The following is a 17,659-nucleotide window of genomic DNA, read 5'->3' as shown; positions in this document are numbered from 1 at the left end:
CACATAAGATTGACTAAAGGAACTCAGTACCCCTATGGGGTCACTTGTGTGCATCTGAAGGTTGTGTTGGTGGGGACAAAGGACTGCGAGTATCTAGTTTGTTCATGGAGAGGCATATAACTTGCGATTAGGGAACAAAAGTCCGTTGTTCCGTCCGTCAGCCCCCGTGCATCCCCTGATACCCCTCAGCCCCCGGCACACGTCTAGTTCATTTCTAGATGACTTTGAGACAGCCCGTTACGACCTGAGGAGTCTACTGTGTTCGATTTTGATGCAACGGTCCATAATCATTGTCTTGCCATTTTCCGTCGCCGTTTGTGCTGCATCCTCGTTGATGATACCGAGTTGCGCCCAAATGACTGGGGCGGACAGGGTCAATGACTCGTCTACAACAGCCGGAAGTGCGTCACTGCGACGGAATACATCGATGATATCGACGGGATCGTCCAGATCGCGCAGGGAAGGCACAGATTTTTGGCCCAACACTGTATCGATCGACGGATTGACCGGGATGATACGATATCCGTGCCGCTGAAGGTATTCAGCCACTCTGTAGCTGTCTCGCTCGGGCTTGTCCGAAAGTCCAACAACAGCGATGGTCTTCGCATCTTCGAGAATTTTGGCAATTGTTTCGTCATTCGGGTTTTGGAACACGTTCGCACCTCCTGGATATCTAAAATATACCACTTTGCAACAACGAGGCGCCAGTTCACGTCGGACTGGCGCTCGTTTAGCGTGTACTCGACAATCACAAGTCGCTCGGGTCGCTGTCGATGTAGTCAACTGCGCCGTAGTGGTGGTCGTAACCACCGCCAAGGCCACCGGTTGCGTAGCCCGCTGTAACTGTTGCGTCATAGTGTGATGCCGTGATCGTCCCGGCTGTCAGAGGAGCCCCTCCGTATCCGTATGCGTAACCGTAACTGGGACATAAGAGGAAGAATAAAACGAAGATGATTAGAAATACAACCGCCCATCTTGTATACCCGCCGAAAACACCCATCATCTATCCCTCCTTCGACTTTACTGCATGGAATGATAGGACATATGCCCTCTGACACGGGCACTAGCACAGAAGCGTTTAGGAAAGACTGCTCGTCTATCCCTTCTCATCCTCTATCACTTTCGTTATACTGAATTAAAATACACAATAGGGGATGTTTATTCGTGAGTGATGGGACGATCCGCGTCGGTGTGATTGGCGCAACAGGTTACGCTGGAATGGAACTCATTCGCCTGTTGCTCGGGCATCCGTCGATGCGCTTGACGTACTTGGCGGGATCGCATGCCCGTAGTGCGCCGTTTGCCGAGTTGTTTCCCCACATGGCTCATGTTGCGGGAACTCCGGTTGTGGCCTATCACCCGGAAGAATGTCAGACTGCATGCGATCTCGTCTTTGTCGCCCTTCCCTCGGGTCAGTCCGGGCACATCGCTGCAGATTTGTGGGCAAGAGGACTGCGGGTGATCGATCTCTCCGGTGACCTTCGCCTTCCGTCGGACCTCTACCGGTTGTGGTACGACAAAGAGCCTGTAGATGAGGCGGCTCAGAGGAACGCAGTCTATGGACTCACCGAGTTTGCGGAAGAGGAGTTGAAAGAGGCGTCTCTTGTTGCAAATCCGGGTTGTTATGCAACGGCGGTGTTGCTTGCGCTCAAACCACTCCAGGATGCGCCTTTTGTTGGGATGGGAGGACCGATTATTGCGGATGCCAAATCCGGTGTTACGGGTGCGGGCCGAAGCCCTAAGACAAACCTTCAATTTGCTGAATTAACCGATGATTTTTACGCATATCGGGTGGGCAAACATCAGCATATTCCCGAAGTGGAGAGGGCCCTATCGGATAAGTTTAGACTGCTCTTAACCACCCAGATGCTACCCATAAACCGAGGAATCTTTGCAAGTCTATACATTCCGCTGGGGGAAGTCGTTTCGCGTGAGGAAATCTATCGTCGCTATGTAAATTGTTATGAGAACGCAGCATTTGTACATGTGCTCTCAGGTGAACAAGTGCCTCATATCAAGTCCGTACAGGGATCAAATCACTGTCACATCGGGCTGATAGTAGACGAACGCAATCGTATGCTGCAGGTGTTTAGCGCACTTGACAATTTACAGAAGGGTGCTGCTGGGCAAGCGTTGCAAAATGCAAATGTCATGTGTGGAGTCGACCAATCAGCGGGGCTAGGGGCAATCTCAACGTGGATATGAGGGGGTGGTTCTGTGCGTATCGTCATGAAGATCGGGGGAGCGCTCGACGGAGCAGGGGAACGGCAGTTGCGTCTCGCTCTTGCGACTTGTCGCAGTCTCCAACACGAAGTGATCGTCGTTCACGGTGGAGGCCCTGAAATTTCACGTCGACTAGCTCAAGCAGGCATCGAGCTCCCTTTTGTTGATGGGTTGCGCCTAACCACGACTGAGGCAATGCCAATTGTTGAGGCGGCACTGCGCACCTGCAACGAACGTCTGGCGGGTCAACTGGCGTGTGACGGTGTTCGATTTCTACCCATGATAGACGACACCGTGGTAGGGGCGAGAGACACTGGTCATTTGCAAACGGGAGATGTTTCACATGTTCACTCGAATCCGCTGTTAAACGCCTGGACAGAAGGTTTGATTCCGTTACTTCCGCCCTACGGTCGCGACGGTGAAGGACGTCTATTCAATCTCAATGCTGACACCGTTGCAGCCCACGTGGCTCGTGCGCTGTGTGCGGACAAATTGATCTTTTGTACCAACGTCAGCGGCGTCTTCGCGGATTTTGCAGCAGGTGAGCAATTATTTGACGTGACCGTGGAGAAGTTGAAGGATCATGTGTCCAGCGGATCGTTTTCGGCAGGCATGATTCCAAAGGTGACAGCCATGCTGTACGCGGCAGCGCATGGTATCCGGGAGACGTGGGTGGTCGACGGAAGCGACGGGCAAAGTCTGGATTATGCCATTCGCCGAGCCGCCCTGGATGCAGATACGACAAGGTCCTGCTATGGAACCTGTCTCATTGCAAATCCAACATACACGGAGGTGCACGAATGATCACGACACTTGAGACGAACACCTTGTTTCACAACTATGGAACACGTGAATTGGCCATGGTGCGAGGCGAGGGACCCTACCTCTTCGATACCGAGGGCAAGCGGTACTTAGATTTCACGGCAGGAATTGCGGTTTGCAGTCTGGGTCACGCGCACCCAGGTGCCGTTGCTGTTTTGAAGCAACAGGCAGAAACGCTTTGGCACACCTCTAACTTGTTTCTCGTACCAGGACAGGTCGAACTGGCCAGTAAACTCGCGATACTATCCAAGCTCCCTGATGCCAAGGCGATGTTTGTCAATACGGGTACTGAAGCCAATGAGGCTGCATTAAAACTGGCGCGGCGATATCAATTGTTATATGGGGGATCGCCGACACGCACGAAAATATTGTCTTTGCCCGGTGCATTTCATGGCCGAACGATGGGTGCGTTATCGATGACGCCAAAACCCGCCTATCACGAAGGGTTTCAACCTCTGGTTCCGGACTGTATATCACCGGAAACGTTCGATGCTGTACTCGAGGCCATTGATGAGGATGTGGCGGCTTGTATCGTCGAGATCGTTCAAGGAGAAGCCGGTGTTCATCCCGTGGATACGTCATTTTTACAGGAACTAGCCGCCCGCTTACGGCAATGTGGCGCGCTCTTAATTGTGGATGAAGTGCAAACAGGCGTTGGACGGACCGGAAGCTTCTATGGCTATGAGCAAGTTGGTATACAACCTGACATCGTGACGATGGCAAAGGGCTTGGGGAACGGATTTCCAGTCGGTGCGGTGGTTGCGAAGGGTGCGGTGGCGCAGGCATTTACCCCAGGTGCACATGGATCGACGTTTGGTGGCAACCCGCTGGCTATGGCCGTGGGCAATTATGTTGTCGACACGGTTTCGCAGCCGGAATTCTTAGCTCATGTTCAAACCATGGGCAGGCACTTGCAAAAGATTCTTGAGAGCTTCGCCAACAACGTGACAGGACGTGGCTTGATGTGGGGGTTTGACGTTCCGGATGCAGGTCTTTTCTTGGAGCGAGCTGCCAACCATGGGTTGCTCGTAACGAAGTGTGGGCCCAAGCGGATTCGCGTGGTGCCGCCGCTGATTATTACAGAGGAACACATTGATGAATTTGCGAATACGATAAACTTAATAAAGTGATTTTCTAATAAATAAGCGACATCCGAAGGGGAGGAAGACCTCTGCTTCGGATGTTTTCATGTCATATGACGTTGGAACTACCGGGATCAGGCCTCTTTTGCCGCTTGGAAACCATCGTAATGATGTGTATAATATACCATAGCTACCTCGTCGCAGTGGTAAAACTTATTGCAGTAAATGCAGTCCTTCCAAACCTTGTGAGGTAAACTTTCCTTACGGACAACATGGAAATCTAATTTTTCAAAGAACTGTGTTTGGTAAGTCAACGAGAGGACCTGTGCAATTCCTAACTTCTCCGCTTCCTGTAGCAGTTGCTCGACAATTTTTCGGCCCACCCCTCGACCATGTAGGTCCGGGTCTACCGCGAGTGACCTTATTTCCGCGAGGTCTTTCCAGAGAACATGCAACCCGGCAACACCAATCACCTTGTCGTTCTCCACTGCTACTGTGAAACATTGCAAATGTTCACATAGGGACTTGATTGTCCGGGGGAGCATCAAGCCTATATCGGCAAACTGCTGAATGAGTTTTTGCATACTTTCGACATCTGAAGAGGATGCCTTACGGACCTCCATTCTGGGGTCCCCCTTTCAACGTTGCGTGTGATGATAACGAGCCATAGCATTATTATTCAATATATCGTATAATATTTCAATCGTACCTGTGAGATAACTCGTCATTTTATGACAAATTGATTGACGCGCAGATATAAAGAGTGTCAAAATATTTTGCAAAAAAGGAGTGGCGCACTTGGACCTACATGCCTTGTCAGCCGACATCAACCGCGAACACGATGCGTGCGGCATCTATTCGCAGATAGAGAAATCTGGGCAACCTTCAAACCATCCAATTCAGAACGGGTTGGACGCGTTGAAATCGATGCGCCACAGAGCCGGCTACGTAGCCGGAGAAGGCGATGGATGCGGCCTGTTGTTAGATATTCCTCGCGAATTATGGAAGTACAGACTAAATTCCGCGGGCAAAGACGGAGATCTTGTGTATCGGGATGACTTCTTCGTTGGCCATTTCATGCTCGACGAAGATCGGGTGGAACATCTCGCTGAAAGCGTCACGGCAGTCTTGACCTCTCTGGGATTGGAGGTTGAGCTCGTACGTGTGGACGGTGCGAACAAAGCGGCACTCGGACCCATGGCTCAGTCGGTATCTCCTGTCTTTTACCAAGTTGCAGGTGTTGCAGGCACAGTTGACGACGAACGTCTGTCGAACGCGTTTGCTGCCATCGATGAGCTGGCAGGTGCGCATGTTGCGTCGCTCTCGCATCACAGCGTCGTGTACAAGGTGATTGGCAATGATGAAACATTGTATCGCTATTATGACGACCTTCGTCACCCTCTGTGCACTTCGACGTTCGTGTTAGCACACACACGGTATTCGACAAATACGACAACTTCGTTTCCAAGAGTTCAACCGTTTTCCTCTCTGGGACACAACGGTGAAATTAATACGATTTTGCGCTTCTTTACAGAGGCTTCCATGATAGGTATTCCCGTTCGTGCAGAGTTTAGCGATTCACAGATGGTGGACCAAGCGGTGTTGCACTTTGTGTCGAATCGAAAGTGGACACTATTTGAAACGGCGGAACTCCTGTTTCCACCCATCGTCCATGAGATTAAGCAGATGCCGAAAGAGCTATCTGATTTGTACATGTACTATCGCTCACTCTGGGGTCCATTCGCCCAAGGTCCAGCAGGCGTGATGATGCGCCACGGCAACGCTGCGGTGTACAGCGTCGACGCTGTGGGACTTCGTCCGATGTGGCTAGTCGAAACGGATACGGCTTACTGCTTCAGTTCCGAGCAGGGAATTATTCCACAAAGCACGTGGGTAGCCGAACCCAAGTCCTTATCACCTGGTGAAAAAATTGGGGTTACGTGGACTTTCGAAGGGGCGAAGTTATACCAGTACCATGAACTGCAACAAGAAGTGCTCCGGTCGGCACGCGGACGGTTTCAATTCGGAGGGGAGCACCGGAATTTACACTTTACGGGTCCGTACGGGCAGAAGAGTGAAGTGATCCATCCGGAACGGGATGAGAAACCCTTAGAGGTTCGCGCTTTGGCTTTTGGTTTTCGCGACGACGACGTAAGACTCATTGAGCAACAAGTACAGACTGGGGCGGAACCGATCAAGTCTCTCGGTTTTGATAGTCCGTTAGCAGCACTCTCGGATGAGCCGACGCTCCTCTCTGATTTCTTGCACGAAACGGTTGCGGTTGTCACGAATCCGGCAATTGATCGCGAGCGCGAGATAGAACACTTCAGCACACGCGCGGTATTGGGGCGCAGACCTTCATTTGACGGCTTGTATCATCAGGCTCCTCGAATTGAGGTACACGCACCGATTCTGTTGGAAGAGTTGCCGAAATCGTACAGCATCGAGTTTCAGGCCATTCAAAACCTTGCACACCGCTATGGGACGATGTGCTATGAAGATGCATTGGCATTGCTGCACACGAGTCCCCATGGAACAGTTGAAATTCTTATCCATCGGGAGGAAGGCGAGTCCATCTCCGCTGCCCTCCAGCGCTTTGGACGAGAGGCGTTAGAGGCCGTCCAGGCGGGGGCGAATGCAATTGTGCTGGATGACCGACTCCAGTTCAAACGCGGTCAGCATATCGATCCGTTTATCGTCACAGCCGCCATTCACAAAGCGCTATTGCGGCCTGCTGGCAAGCACAAAGGCGAATATTTGCGCAGGCGAAGCAGCCTCATCCTTCGGAGCGGCGGCCTCAGGAACTTGCACGATATCATGGTAGCACTCGGTCTCGGAGCGGATGCCGTCGTGCCATATCTCATGTGGGAAACGGCGGCTTCCAAAGGCGATATGCAGGCCATTGAAAATCTTTACAAGGCCCTGTCAAAAGGCATGGAGAAGGTTATTTCGACGCTTGGTATCCACGAGGTCAGAGGATATGAGCGCCTTTTCGGAGCCATTGGGCTATCGGACGAAGTAAGTCAAATGCTAGCCATACCATCATTTTGTGGTTCTGAACAAGCTGGGCTGACGTTCGAGAAGATGGAAGAACAATCGGCACTGCGGCATACCTGGTATTCGGCACCAGACAAAAAATCCGTTCGCGTCAACAAACTCTTCCAACTGTACCCACGTATTTGGAAATCCGCCGGATCCGTTGCACAGGGGGATGTTCCGTACGATGAGTTCGTGTCGAAGTTAAACGCCTTTGAGCAAGACAATCCGTTGAGTCTTCGTCACGTGTTGGACATCTCGCGTGACGAAATACCGGCTGAAGGACCCGTGGACACATCCGTGGATGTGCATTCTTATCCGTTCGTCATCAGCTCCATGTCATTTGGATCGCAAAATGAAGTTGCTTATCGTGCCTATGCCGAAGCTGCCTATCGCTTGAACATCGTCGGTCTCAACGGCGAAGGCGGAGAAATCAAGGATCTGTTGACGAAGTATCCACGAAACCGCGGTAGACAAATTGCTTCGGGCCGGTTTGGCGTCAATGCGGACTTGTGCAATGGTGCCTATGTTTTGGAGATCAAGATTGGGCAAGGCGCAAAGCCGGGTGAAGGCGGTCACTTGCCGGGTTCGAAAGTGACTGTACAAGTGGCCAATGCCAGAAATGCGACGCCTGGCGTGGACTTGATTTCGCCATCAAACAATCATGATATTTATTCTATTGAGGATTTGGCTCAAGTTATTTACGAGTTGAAAGAGGTCAGTCCGTACGCGAAGGTCTCTGTCAAAGTACCGGTCGTTCCGAACGTGGGGACAATTGCCGTCGGGATCGCCAAGGCCGGAGCAGATGTCGTTGCCCTGTCAGGTTTCGATGGTGGAACGGGTGCAGCTCGGGCCCACGCGATCCGACATGTTGGCCTACCCATGGAGATCGGTGTCAAGCTTGCCCATGAGGCGCTCTGCGAAGCTGGATTGCGAGACGTTGTGGAAATTTGGGCGGACGGTGGATTGAAGTCTGGAACGGACGCCATGAAAGCCATTCTTTTAGGTGCCAACCGCGTTGGTTTCGGGACAATGGCCATGGTTGCCATCGGATGTACTTCGTGTCGTGCATGCCACAAGGACACTTGTCACGTGGGCATTGCCACGCAGATGCACGGCATGGAGGAGGCGGCAGCAAAAGGGCTGAAGGCCTTTGCTCCGCGCGAGTTCGACACGGCCGTCGACCAGCTTGTCACATTCTTTAAATCTATTGGGCAGCACATTGCAGAGTTGACCGCGCAGTTGGGTGCAAACCGGACGCAGGACTTGGTCGGTCGGAGCGACTTACTCGTTCAACTGAAGGACGATGCGCGCGTTGACACATCCTGGTTGCGGTCGGTCAACGAGACGTTTGTAGGACGTGGAACGCATGTGAAGTCGAGATCGTTTGATGAGGCTTACGGCGATGTACTGCAAGAGGTCGTCACGTATCCTGTAGCAACTGGGACGGATGGCGTGGTGCTGCACAACTCAACGGCGGCAGCCCACCCCACGTCCATTCACACTGTTCCGCGTGCACTTGGCATCCGTGACAGTGGCGAAAACGTCCGCAGTGGACGAAATGGTGAGACACGTCACGTATTCCATGATGGGGTGGCCGGAGCAGGATTCGCTGCTTATCACACAGTAGGTATGACGAGTGTTGCGCTCGGTGGCGCACAGGACGGTGTAGGCAAAGCTGCGTTTGGCGGGAAAATCCTCGTTCTGAAGCGTCGATGTGCAGATGGTGTTTGGCGCGGTGGTTCTGTCGGCAAAGGCCTCGCATACGGAGCGGCCCACGGGTTGTTCATCATCCAAGGAAATGCTGATGCGCGTGCGGGTATTCGTTTGTCTGGTGCCGATATGGTCATCGGCGGGGAATTGGCAGAGCCGGTGCAAGATGGACTTTCGTCTATCGGCAGTCGAGCGAACGTCAAGGGCTTCGCATTCGAATACATGACAGGCGGTCGTGTGGTGGTCATGGGTGACCCTGGTCCGTGGATTTGCTCCGGTATGACCGGTGGACGCGTGTATCTGCGCTTCCAACCGGAGCTTGGACTCGATGAAGATGCTCTTCGCCGTAGGATTGCAAAAGGTGCCAAAGTGGCACTTCGGTACCTTGATCAAGCGGGTGAAAAAGACGTGATCGAGTTGTTGACGACGTATCAACGCGAACTTCGTAAACATGGTCAACCTGAGGCAGCAAAACGGTTGCAAGTGTTCATCGATCACCCAACGGTTCACTTTATGATGATTGAACCTGGAAACGAAATTACGGACCAAGATATCGCGACAGAATAATTGATTGTCTCGGTCAGCACGGGGCTGTCCCGCATGCCATCGTAGGATGGGTGCAGGGGCAGTCCTTTTTTTGTCGTTTGCGGGATCATCCACGCTGAAGCCCGAATTTCTCCTAGGAATGGAACAAGCGATTGATATCTATACATATTGATGTATAATAATTCATAACAAGAAAAGACAAACGATCTACTATTGAGTGGACCAGTGGAAGGAGTTTTGTCGGGTGGCCATGTGGGAAACAGCTGGTGCGGTCGGGCGTGGTACGTCTTCTGTAGTGCCGCTGGGATCGAATTATCTGTCTGTGCGCCTCCAGAATGCGCTGTGGGAAGCGCATCTTACGCTCTGTGGAAGGGACTTTTTGCACTTTAGTGATGTTTCGAGCAGTGAGATTGCCAACTTGATTCGTTTGGCTCAAGTTCTCAAAGAAGCGCAGAAGACGAACTTCGTTCATCGTCTGCTTGCTGGAAAGACAATTGGCCTCATTTTTGATAAATCATCGACCAGAACGCGTGTGTCCTTCGAAGTGGGCATGTTGCAGTTGGGCGGGCACGCACTGTTCCTCCCGGGCAATCATTTGCAAACTGGGCGTGGTGAGCCGATTTCCGATACAGCGCAGGTCCTCTCAAGGTATGTCGACGGCGTCATGATTCGCACGTTCTCTCAGAGCGACGTTCAGACCTTTGCTGATTACGCGTCTGTACCTGTCATTAACGGATTGACTGATGAGTTTCATCCGTGCCAATTGATGGCCGATGCATTGACCATATTGGAGCATCAAGGAACGCTCCAGGGCGTTACCGTGGCGTACGTTGGAGATGGCAACAACTTGGCCAATTCATGGCTGCAAATCGCACCGAAACTTGGTATGAACATCCGGATTGCAACCCCGCCGGGATACGCTCCGCTACCGGAAGTCGTGGAAGAATCGAAATTTCACGCTGTTCACGAAAAAACACAAGTGCTTGTAACGACGGATCCGGCCCGTGCAGTGGACGGAGCAAATGTCATTTATACGGATACATGGGTCAGCATGGGGGATGAAGACGAGGCGGAACAGCGCCTCGCAAGTTTCGATGGGTATCAGGTGAATGCGGAACTTTGTCGTCTTGCTAAGAAAGATTTTATCTTCATGCATTGTCTTCCCGCTCACAGGGGAGAAGAAGTCTCCACGGAGATCATCGATGGACCACAATCGGTGATTTTCGATCAGGCCGAAAACCGCCTGCATGCACAAAAAGCGATCCTAGCAGCTCTACTCGCAGATGCTGGGTCATTCGGGGAGGATATGTGATGAAGGAAAAACTCGTACTCGCTTATTCGGGTGGACTGGACACGTCCGTGTCGATCCCGTGGATTACGGATCATTACGGCTATGACGTAATAGCCATGTGTGTAGATGTTGGCGAAGGGCAAAATCTTGATGTGGTTCAGCAGAAGGCCGTGAAAGTTGGGGCGGTGAAGTCGTACCGGATCGACGCCAAGGAGCGCTTCGCGAGCCAGTTCATCGCGCCTGCGCTCAAGGCGAACGCGTTGTACGAGGGCAAGTACCCGCTGGCTTCCGCACTGTCGCGTCCGCTCATCGCGCAGTTGTTGGTTGAGGTCGCCGCGGCCGAAGGGGCAGCCGCTGTTGCTCACGGCTGTACGGGCAAAGGGAATGACCAAGTCCGTTTTGAAGTCTCCATCAACGCTTTGGCCCCGCAGCTCAAAGTCGTGGCGCCCGTTCGTGAGTGGGGCTTTACCCGTGATGAGGAAATTCGCTATGCCGAGGAACACAACGTGCCAATTCCCGTGAACCTCGACAATCCGTTCAGCATTGACGCGAATCTCTGGGGTCGCGCCATCGAGTGCGGTGTCCTCGAGAATCCCTGGGAGGCGGCCCCGGAAGAGGCATTCTTGTGGACCACTTCACCGGAACAGGCGCCGAATGAGGCGGAAGAAATCATCATTCAGTTTGAACAGGGTGTGCCCGTCGCGTTGAATGGGACGCACCTGGAGTTGCACGCACTCATTCAACAGTTGAATGCGATTTGTGGGAAGCACGGTGTTGGCCGGATCGATCACGTTGAAAATCGCCTCGTTGGCATTAAGTCTCGTGAAGTCTATGAATCTCCAGCTGGAAAGGTGCTCATCACGGCTCACCAGGAGTTGGAACACCTCACGCTCACTCGGGAGGTTCTGCAGTACAAGATGGGACTTGAGCTCGAATACAGCAAGCTCATATACAACGGATTGTGGTTCTCGCCACTCAAGACGGCGTTTGACGCGTTTATCAACGCAACGCAAACACACGTGAGCGGTGAAGTTCGCGTCAAACTCTATAAAGGGCAGGCGCAGGTGACGGGACGCCAGTCTCCATACTCGCTGTATCGACACGATCTCGCCACCTACACGACAGGCGACACATTCGACCATATGGCAGCGGTTGGATTCATTTCACTGTGGGGTCTCCCCACATCTGTGCATGCGCTTTTGCACGCGAAACCATCCGATGGCTCGGAATTGAACCAATCGACCGTATCTGTTGTGGCCGCGAATACACAGGAAGGATCGGCGGCAGTATGAAGCTTTGGGGAGGACGGTTTCAAGAAGACATCGATGCGCTTGTCCTTCAGTACACGTCGTCCATCTCCTTCGATGCCAGACTTGCACCGTATGACGTGGCTGGGTCCATAGCGCACGCGCGTATGCTTGCGGAGTGTGGCATTATCTCTGCTGCTGAAGGTCGCCAAATTATTGAAGGACTCGAATCCCTCGCCAGCGAGATCGCGGCGGGGGACGTTACCTTTCGGCTCGATGACGAAGATATCCACATGAACATTGAACGGTTGTTGACGGAGCGCATCGGTCCAGTCGCTGGTAAACTGCACACCGGCCGCAGCCGTAATGACCAAGTCGCCCTTGACATGCACTTGTTCGCGCGGGACGCCGCAAATGACATTTTGGACGCGGTGAAAGAGTTACAAGGGGCTCTGTTTGCGAAAGCGGAGCAAAATCTGGATGTCATCGTACCTGGCTTTACGCATTTACAGCGGGCGCAGCCGATTTTGTTCGCCCACCACCTGCTCGCGTACGTATGGATGCTCGATCGGGATAAAGCGAGACTCGTTCACCTCTTGCAGCAAATTGACCGCATGCCCCTCGGTGCTGGCGCTTTGGCTGGGACGACGTTCCCTATCGACAGACAAATGGTGGCTTCGGAGCTCGCGTTCTCACGCCTCTATGAAAACTCGCTCGACGCTGTATCGGATCGAGATTACATACTCGAACTGCTGTTCACGACGGCGACGATCATGACGCATCTGTCACGGCTCAGTGAGGAGCTTGTATTGTGGTCTTCGGAGGAGTTTGGGTGGGTCGAACTGGCCGATAGATACGCCACGGGCTCCAGTATGATGCCGCAAAAGAAAAACCCCGATGTGCCGGAGCTCATTCGCGGTAAGTCCGGGCGTGTCATTGGCCACTTGATGGGTCTTTTCACAGTGGTGAAAGGATTGCCCCTGGCCTATAACAAGGACTTGCAGGAAGACAAAGAAGGTGCGTTTGACGCCGTTGACACAGTCATTCCGGCGCTGAAACTGATGGCTGGCACAATCTCCACCATGGAGGTGAGACGACAACGCTTAGCTACAGCCTTCGCCAGGGATTTCTCCAACGCCACCGATCTCGCCGACTACCTCGTGCGAAAGGGGATTCCGTTTCGCGAAGCACACGCCATAGTCGGGGAACTGGTTCAACTGGCCATCTCGAAGGGCACAAATTTGACTGGGCTCTCACTGGACACACTTCAGGCCAAGTCGTCTGTCATTGAAGAGGATGTGTTCACTGTCTTGGATCCGCAAGTGGTTGTCGAGGCCAGGCAGTCTCGTGGGGGAACGGCTTCATCTGCCGTCAAATTGCAATTAGCACTTGCTCGCGAAGCGTGCGGGATAGAATGAAGCGTTTACATTGCGTGAATTTTCTGTTGCTCCTTCCGAACCCGTCGTTTCTGCGGTATGATAGCCAAAATGGATGTCGGCAAAGCGACGGGGAGTGGAGTTCAGCGTGCTGGTCGTACAGAAATATGGTGGGACCTCTGTCGGGTCGACGGAGCGGATTCGCGTGGTTGCGAATCGGGTCCAAAGGGTCGTTTCGGAGGGACACCACTGCGTGGTTGTCGTTTCCGCGATGGGGCACAGCACAGATGCCCTAGTTGATTTAGCAAATGAATTAGTACCCAGGGCAGACCTGCGTGAAATGGACAGTCTGCTGTCTACAGGCGAACAGGTGTCGGCCAGTCTGCTTGCCATGCGCCTGATTCATCTTGGTTGTCCCGCGAAATCTCTCACGGGTTGGCAAGCGGGAATTGAAACGGAGGCGGTCCACGGGAACGCGCGGATCGCGGCCATCGAAACTGCCACACTTCGTTCGCTCATCGATAAAGGTATCGTCCCCATTGTGACTGGCTTCCAAGGTATCGCTGACGGTGAGATCACGACGCTCGGACGCGGCGGATCGGATACGTCGGCAGTTGCACTTGCGGCTGCGCTCAGTGCGGATGTTTGTGAAATTTACACGGACGTAGACGGCGTTTATACGACTGATCCGCGCGTCGTCAAGACAGCCCGCAAATTAGACCGAGTGTCTTACGATGAAATGTTGGAGCTGGCGAACTTGGGCGCGCAAGTGCTGCACCCACGCGCGGTGGAGAACGCCAAGCACTTCGCTGTACCCCTTGTTGTGAGGTCGAGCTTTACTGAGGAGGAAGGGACAAAGGTCGTGGCTATGACAGAGAATCGGATGGAAGAACGGCACGTCGTAACAGGAATCGCGTTCGAACGGCAGGTTGCACGGATTGCCGTCATTGGTGTACCTCTAGAACAGCACGGACTCGCGTCCGTCTTCTCAGAGCTCGCAGAGCACGGGGTGAATGTTGACGTAATTGTCCAGAGCGTTGTCGGTGAGGCAACTGTGGACGTCTCCTTCACAGTCAACGAACCGGACGTTGAGCGGGCCGTGGATATTGTTCAGGGGCTGAAATCGAAGCTCGGCTTCGCTAGGGTAGAAAGTGAGTCGAACCTGGCGAAAGTATCCATCGTCGGTGCTGGGATGATCAGCAACCCCGGCGTTGCTGCGCAGATGTTCGTCACGCTGCGGGACGCGAACATTTTCGTACAAATGGTCAGCACATCAGAAATTAAGGTTTCCTGTGTCATTCCTGCCGGTGCCGTGGAAGCAGCTGTGCAGGCCTTACATCACACATTTGTCGACGCCAACAGTGAGGTCGCGGTCTCAGCAAACTGATGAGAGCCCGGTTGTTCGAGAATATTTGGTATTGACAGTTTTTTGGCTCAGATCTCTTGACCAACGGACTGTTACTCTTCTATAGTCGGAACTATGGAAATCGTTACGTCGCATAACTGGCGGAAAGTGGGTCTCACCACAGGGGAGTGCGATGCATAGGGAATTGCCGGCCGCCTGGGCACTTTGACGCGTCAATCGAAAAGTGCCTTGGTGGCCTTTTCTCTAGGTATTGCAGCAGGAGGAGAGAAATAGATCATGAAGATACTCGTGACAGACGACATTTCACAGACAGGACTCGAAGTGTTTGAAGAGTTGGACGATGTCGAGGTTTCAGTGCAAACGAGTTTGTCTCCGGCAGAACTATTGGAAGCGATAGCGGATGCGGATGCGCTGGTTGTTCGTTCTCAAACGAACGTGACAGCAGATGTCATAGCTGCCGGTCGCCGTCTGAAAGTCATCGGACGAGCTGGCGTCGGTGTGGATAACATCGACTTGGAAGCAGCTACAAAACGCGGCGTCCTCGTGATTAATGCACCAGACGGAAACACGATTGCTGCAGCGGAACACACATTCGCCATGATGATCAGCCTCGCAAGACACATCCCTGCGGCGAATAGAGATCTGCTCAGCGGTAAATGGAATCGGAAACGCTGGGTGGGCGTTGAGCTTCGTGGAAAGACGCTCGCCATTCTCGGCATGGGACGTATTGGCACAGAGGTGGCAAAGCGGGCGAAGGTCTTTGGCATGCAAGTACTCGGGTATGATCCGTTTTTAACACAGGAGCGTGCCGACAGTTTAGGCGTTGTGAAGTCAACACTGGAAAATGCAATCGCGGAGGCGGACTTTATTACAGTCCATACCCCGTTAACCAAAGAGACGCATCACTTAATTGATGCGGCACGGTTCCAAACAGTTAAACCGGGCGTGCGGATCATCAACTGCGCCCGCGGCGGAATCATCGACGAACGTGCCCTGTGTGCCGCGCTGCAGGAAGGCGTGGTGGCGGGTGCAGCGTTCGACGTATTCGAGTCTGAGCCTCTCGACGCGGACCACCCCTTGCGGAGGATGGAAAACGTCATCTTAACACCGCACTTGGGTGCTTCGACGATTGAAGCGCAAGAAAATGTTGCGATTCAAGTGGCGCACCAAATTGTCCGGGTTCTGAAGGACGAACCGTTTGAACACGCCGTCAATCTACCCAGCCTGTCGCAAAAACAAAAAGAACGGCTAACACCATACCTCTCCTTGGCTGAAAAACTGGGCGTATTCGCCGCTCAATTAGCGCAAGGTGCACCGTCTACCATAACGGTAACCTATACTGGTGACGCTGCCATTCCAGACGGTGGTTATTTAACGAGGACGGTTTTAAAGGGGCTATTTGGCTTCCGTTACCGTGACGAGGTCAACTATGTGAATGCTTTGCGGTTTGCCGAAGAGGCGGGACTGCGAGTGCAAGAAGTTCGCGAGTCCCGTGGTCGCGTCTACACCAACGAGATCTCGCTTTCATTTACCACGGAAAATGGTACACACCATCTTTCAGGAACACTGTATCACGAGTCGGGACCGAGAATTGTTGAGCTGGACGGCTATCCTATCGACATGCCGAGCGAGGGCATTCTTCTGTTCACACGGCATACGGATAAGCCGGGTATGATCGGCCGGATCGGTACGTATCTGGGAGATGCCCAGGTCAACATCGCAGGTATGCAAGTGGGGCGGCGTGAATCCGGCGGCGAAGCCATCATGTTGTTGTCTATTGACCGTTCTCTTCCAGATGACGTCATCAAACAAATTGCTGGAGTCGACGGAATATCCATGGTTCGTTCCATCGAACTGTGAGGGGGAGAGAGCTATGGGACGTGCACATAATTTTAACGCGGGACCATCTGCACTGCCGCTTGAAGTGCTCAGGCGGGCACAAGCGGAACTGATTGACTATCAAGGCACCGGCATGAGTGTGATGGAGCTCAGCCATCGCAGTGAAACGTATGAGGCCATTCACCGCAGCGCGCAGGATCGTTTACGGCGTTTGCTTGGTGTTCCGGACAATTACCGGGTGCTTTTCTTACAAGGTGGGGCAAGTCTGCAATTTGCCATGTTGCCGATGAATTACCTATCGCGCGATGCGGCGGCGGCTTACGTGCTAACCGGATCGTGGTCCGAAAAAGCCGCTCAGGAAGCACGACGGTTTGGACGTGTGCAACTCGATTCGCAGGCTAAAGAGGACGGCTACAAGACGATTCCGGAAATGCTGGATGGAGAGGCATTGGCAGGTGCGTCATATGTCCATATCACATCCAATAACACGATTTATGGGACACAGTGGCACGCTTTTCCGACAACGCAAATCCCACTGGTTGCTGACATGTCGAGTGACATTATGTCGCATGAGGTGGACGTGGAACAGTTCCACATGATTTACGCGGGTGCGCAGAAGAACCTTGGGCCGAGCGGGGTAACAGTCGTCATCGTGCGCGACGAATGGTTGCAACAGGCTAACCAGGATATTCCGACCATGTTGCAGTATGGTGTTCACGCAAAGGCGGACTCGCTATACAATACGCCGCCCACGTTCGCCATTTACTTAATGGATCTCGTGCTGGAGTGGATCGAGGAGCAGGGTGGGCTCACGGCCATCGCCAGTCGAAATGCGGAGAAGTCGGGGCTTATCTACAGCGTGATCGATGAGTACCCTGATCTATTCGACGGCCACGCAGCTAAATCCGCCAGGTCTCACATGAACGTGACATTTCGTTTGCCGAGTGACGAACAGTCAAAGGAGTTTTTGGCACAGGCGAAAGCGCTGGGATTCGTCGGCGTGAAAGGGCATCGATCCGTCGGCGGATGCCGCGTGTCTCTATACAACGCCGTACCTGTGGAATCGGCCGCTAGATTCGCTGAGTTTATGCGTGACTACGCACGAAAATCACGGTGAA

General features: G+C 53.1%; 13 protein-coding genes and 1 riboswitch. Of the genes, 10 read left to right on the top strand and 3 right to left on the bottom strand.

Annotation, left to right across the window (positions count from 1 at the left end; translation table 11 throughout):
- Nucleotides 1-237: 237 nt before the first annotated feature.
- Both NZD86_RS14885 and NZD86_RS14880 read right to left on the bottom strand, forming a co-directional pair.
- On the bottom strand, nt 238-654 hold the full coding sequence (locus NZD86_RS14885; RefSeq protein WP_268042851.1) for a CoA-binding protein: 417 nt from the start codon (nt 652-654) through the stop codon (nt 238-240).
- Between the two features lie 94 nt (nt 655-748).
- Nucleotides 749-1,000: a hypothetical protein gene (locus NZD86_RS14880; RefSeq protein WP_268042850.1), complete on the bottom strand. Its 252-nt coding sequence runs from the start codon at nt 998-1,000 to the stop codon at nt 749-751.
- 164 nt (nt 1,001-1,164) lie between these two features.
- On the opposite strand from NZD86_RS14880, the gene argC reads away from it, so the two are divergent.
- Genes argC through NZD86_RS14865 form a run of 3 tightly spaced genes read left to right on the top strand, consistent with a single transcriptional unit; the run spans nt 1,165 to nt 4,175 of the window.
- Nucleotides 1,165-2,205: an N-acetyl-gamma-glutamyl-phosphate reductase gene (gene argC / locus NZD86_RS14875; protein ID WP_268042849.1), complete on the top strand. Its 1,041-nt coding sequence runs from the start codon at nt 1,165-1,167 to the stop codon at nt 2,203-2,205.
- Between the two features lie 12 nt (nt 2,206-2,217).
- Nucleotides 2,218-3,027: an acetylglutamate kinase gene (locus tag NZD86_RS14870; RefSeq protein ID WP_268042848.1), complete on the top strand. Its 810-nt coding sequence runs from the start codon at nt 2,218-2,220 to the stop codon at nt 3,025-3,027.
- Complete coding sequence (locus NZD86_RS14865; protein WP_268042847.1) at nt 3,024-4,175, top strand: aspartate aminotransferase family protein; 1,152 nt, start codon at nt 3,024-3,026, stop codon at nt 4,173-4,175. Before NZD86_RS14870 ends, NZD86_RS14865 begins: the two co-directional genes overlap by 4 nt.
- Nucleotides 4,176-4,261: 86 nt before the next feature.
- Here NZD86_RS14865 and NZD86_RS14860 read toward each other — a convergent pair whose 3' ends face one another.
- Nucleotides 4,262-4,750: an N-acetyltransferase gene (locus NZD86_RS14860; RefSeq protein ID WP_268042846.1), complete on the bottom strand. Its 489-nt coding sequence runs from the start codon at nt 4,748-4,750 to the stop codon at nt 4,262-4,264.
- 175 nt (nt 4,751-4,925) lie between these two features.
- Here NZD86_RS14860 and NZD86_RS14855 point away from each other — a divergent pair, with 175 nt between their 5' ends.
- The 7 genes from NZD86_RS14855 to serC all read left to right on the top strand — a co-directional run bounded on the left by NZD86_RS14855 (nt 4,926) and on the right by serC (nt 17,658).
- On the top strand, nt 4,926-9,443 hold the full coding sequence (locus tag NZD86_RS14855; RefSeq protein WP_407655170.1) for a glutamate synthase-related protein: 4,518 nt from the start codon (nt 4,926-4,928) through the stop codon (nt 9,441-9,443).
- A 229-nt stretch (nt 9,444-9,672) separates the two neighbouring features.
- Complete coding sequence (gene argF / locus NZD86_RS14850; RefSeq protein ID WP_407655260.1) at nt 9,673-10,734, top strand: ornithine carbamoyltransferase; 1,062 nt, start codon at nt 9,673-9,675, stop codon at nt 10,732-10,734.
- Nucleotides 10,734-12,005 (top strand): argininosuccinate synthase, encoded by a 1,272-nt coding sequence (locus tag NZD86_RS14845; RefSeq protein WP_326492572.1) that lies wholly within the window; start codon nt 10,734-10,736, stop codon nt 12,003-12,005. Before argF ends, NZD86_RS14845 begins: the two co-directional genes overlap by 1 nt.
- A complete protein-coding gene (gene argH, locus NZD86_RS14840; protein ID WP_268042842.1) occupies nt 12,002-13,378 on the top strand; it encodes an argininosuccinate lyase in 1,377 nt (458 codons plus the stop codon). Before NZD86_RS14845 ends, argH begins: the two co-directional genes overlap by 4 nt.
- Nucleotides 13,379-13,451: 73 nt before the next feature.
- Nucleotides 13,452-14,723, top strand: a complete 1,272-nt coding sequence (locus tag NZD86_RS14835; RefSeq protein WP_407655169.1) for an aspartate kinase — start codon at nt 13,452-13,454, stop codon at nt 14,721-14,723.
- 102 nt (nt 14,724-14,825) lie between these two features.
- Nucleotides 14,826-14,910: riboswitch (ZMP/ZTP riboswitch) on the top strand.
- A gap of 68 nt (nt 14,911-14,978) precedes the next feature.
- Nucleotides 14,979-16,562, top strand: coding sequence for a phosphoglycerate dehydrogenase (gene serA, locus NZD86_RS14830; RefSeq protein WP_268042840.1), 1,584 nt, complete (start codon nt 14,979-14,981; stop codon nt 16,560-16,562).
- A gap of 13 nt (nt 16,563-16,575) precedes the next feature.
- Nucleotides 16,576-17,658, top strand: a complete 1,083-nt coding sequence (gene serC / locus NZD86_RS14825) for a 3-phosphoserine/phosphohydroxythreonine transaminase (protein ID WP_268042839.1) — start codon at nt 16,576-16,578, stop codon at nt 17,656-17,658.
- Nucleotide 17,659: the final 1 nt, after the last annotated feature.

Origin of the sequence: Alicyclobacillus dauci, assembly GCF_026651605.1 — a bacterium.
Classification (GTDB): domain Bacteria; phylum Bacillota; class Bacilli; order Alicyclobacillales; family Alicyclobacillaceae; genus Alicyclobacillus; species Alicyclobacillus dauci.
The sequence above is the reverse complement of the archived record's forward strand: the minus strand, read 5'-3'. Positions and strand labels throughout refer to the sequence as shown.

Coding starts and splice junctions, on each gene's coding strand:
- NZD86_RS14880 (WP_268042850.1), bottom strand. CDS start 1,000: ATGGGTGTTTTCGGCGGGTATACAAGATGGGCGGTTGTATTTCTAATC.
- NZD86_RS14865 (WP_268042847.1), top strand. CDS start 3,024: ATGATCACGACACTTGAGACGAACACCTTGTTTCACAACTATGGAACA.
- NZD86_RS14860 (WP_268042846.1), bottom strand. CDS start 4,750: ATGGAGGTCCGTAAGGCATCCTCTTCAGATGTCGAAAGTATGCAAAAA.
- argF (WP_407655260.1), top strand. CDS start 9,673: ATGTGGGAAACAGCTGGTGCGGTCGGGCGTGGTACGTCTTCTGTAGTG.
- NZD86_RS14845 (WP_326492572.1), top strand. CDS start 10,734: ATGAAGGAAAAACTCGTACTCGCTTATTCGGGTGGACTGGACACGTCC.
- argH (WP_268042842.1), top strand. CDS start 12,002: ATGAAGCTTTGGGGAGGACGGTTTCAAGAAGACATCGATGCGCTTGTC.
- NZD86_RS14835 (WP_407655169.1), top strand. CDS start 13,452: ATGTCGGCAAAGCGACGGGGAGTGGAGTTCAGCGTGCTGGTCGTACAG.
- serA (WP_268042840.1), top strand. CDS start 14,979: ATGAAGATACTCGTGACAGACGACATTTCACAGACAGGACTCGAAGTG.
- serC (WP_268042839.1), top strand. CDS start 16,576: ATGGGACGTGCACATAATTTTAACGCGGGACCATCTGCACTGCCGCTT.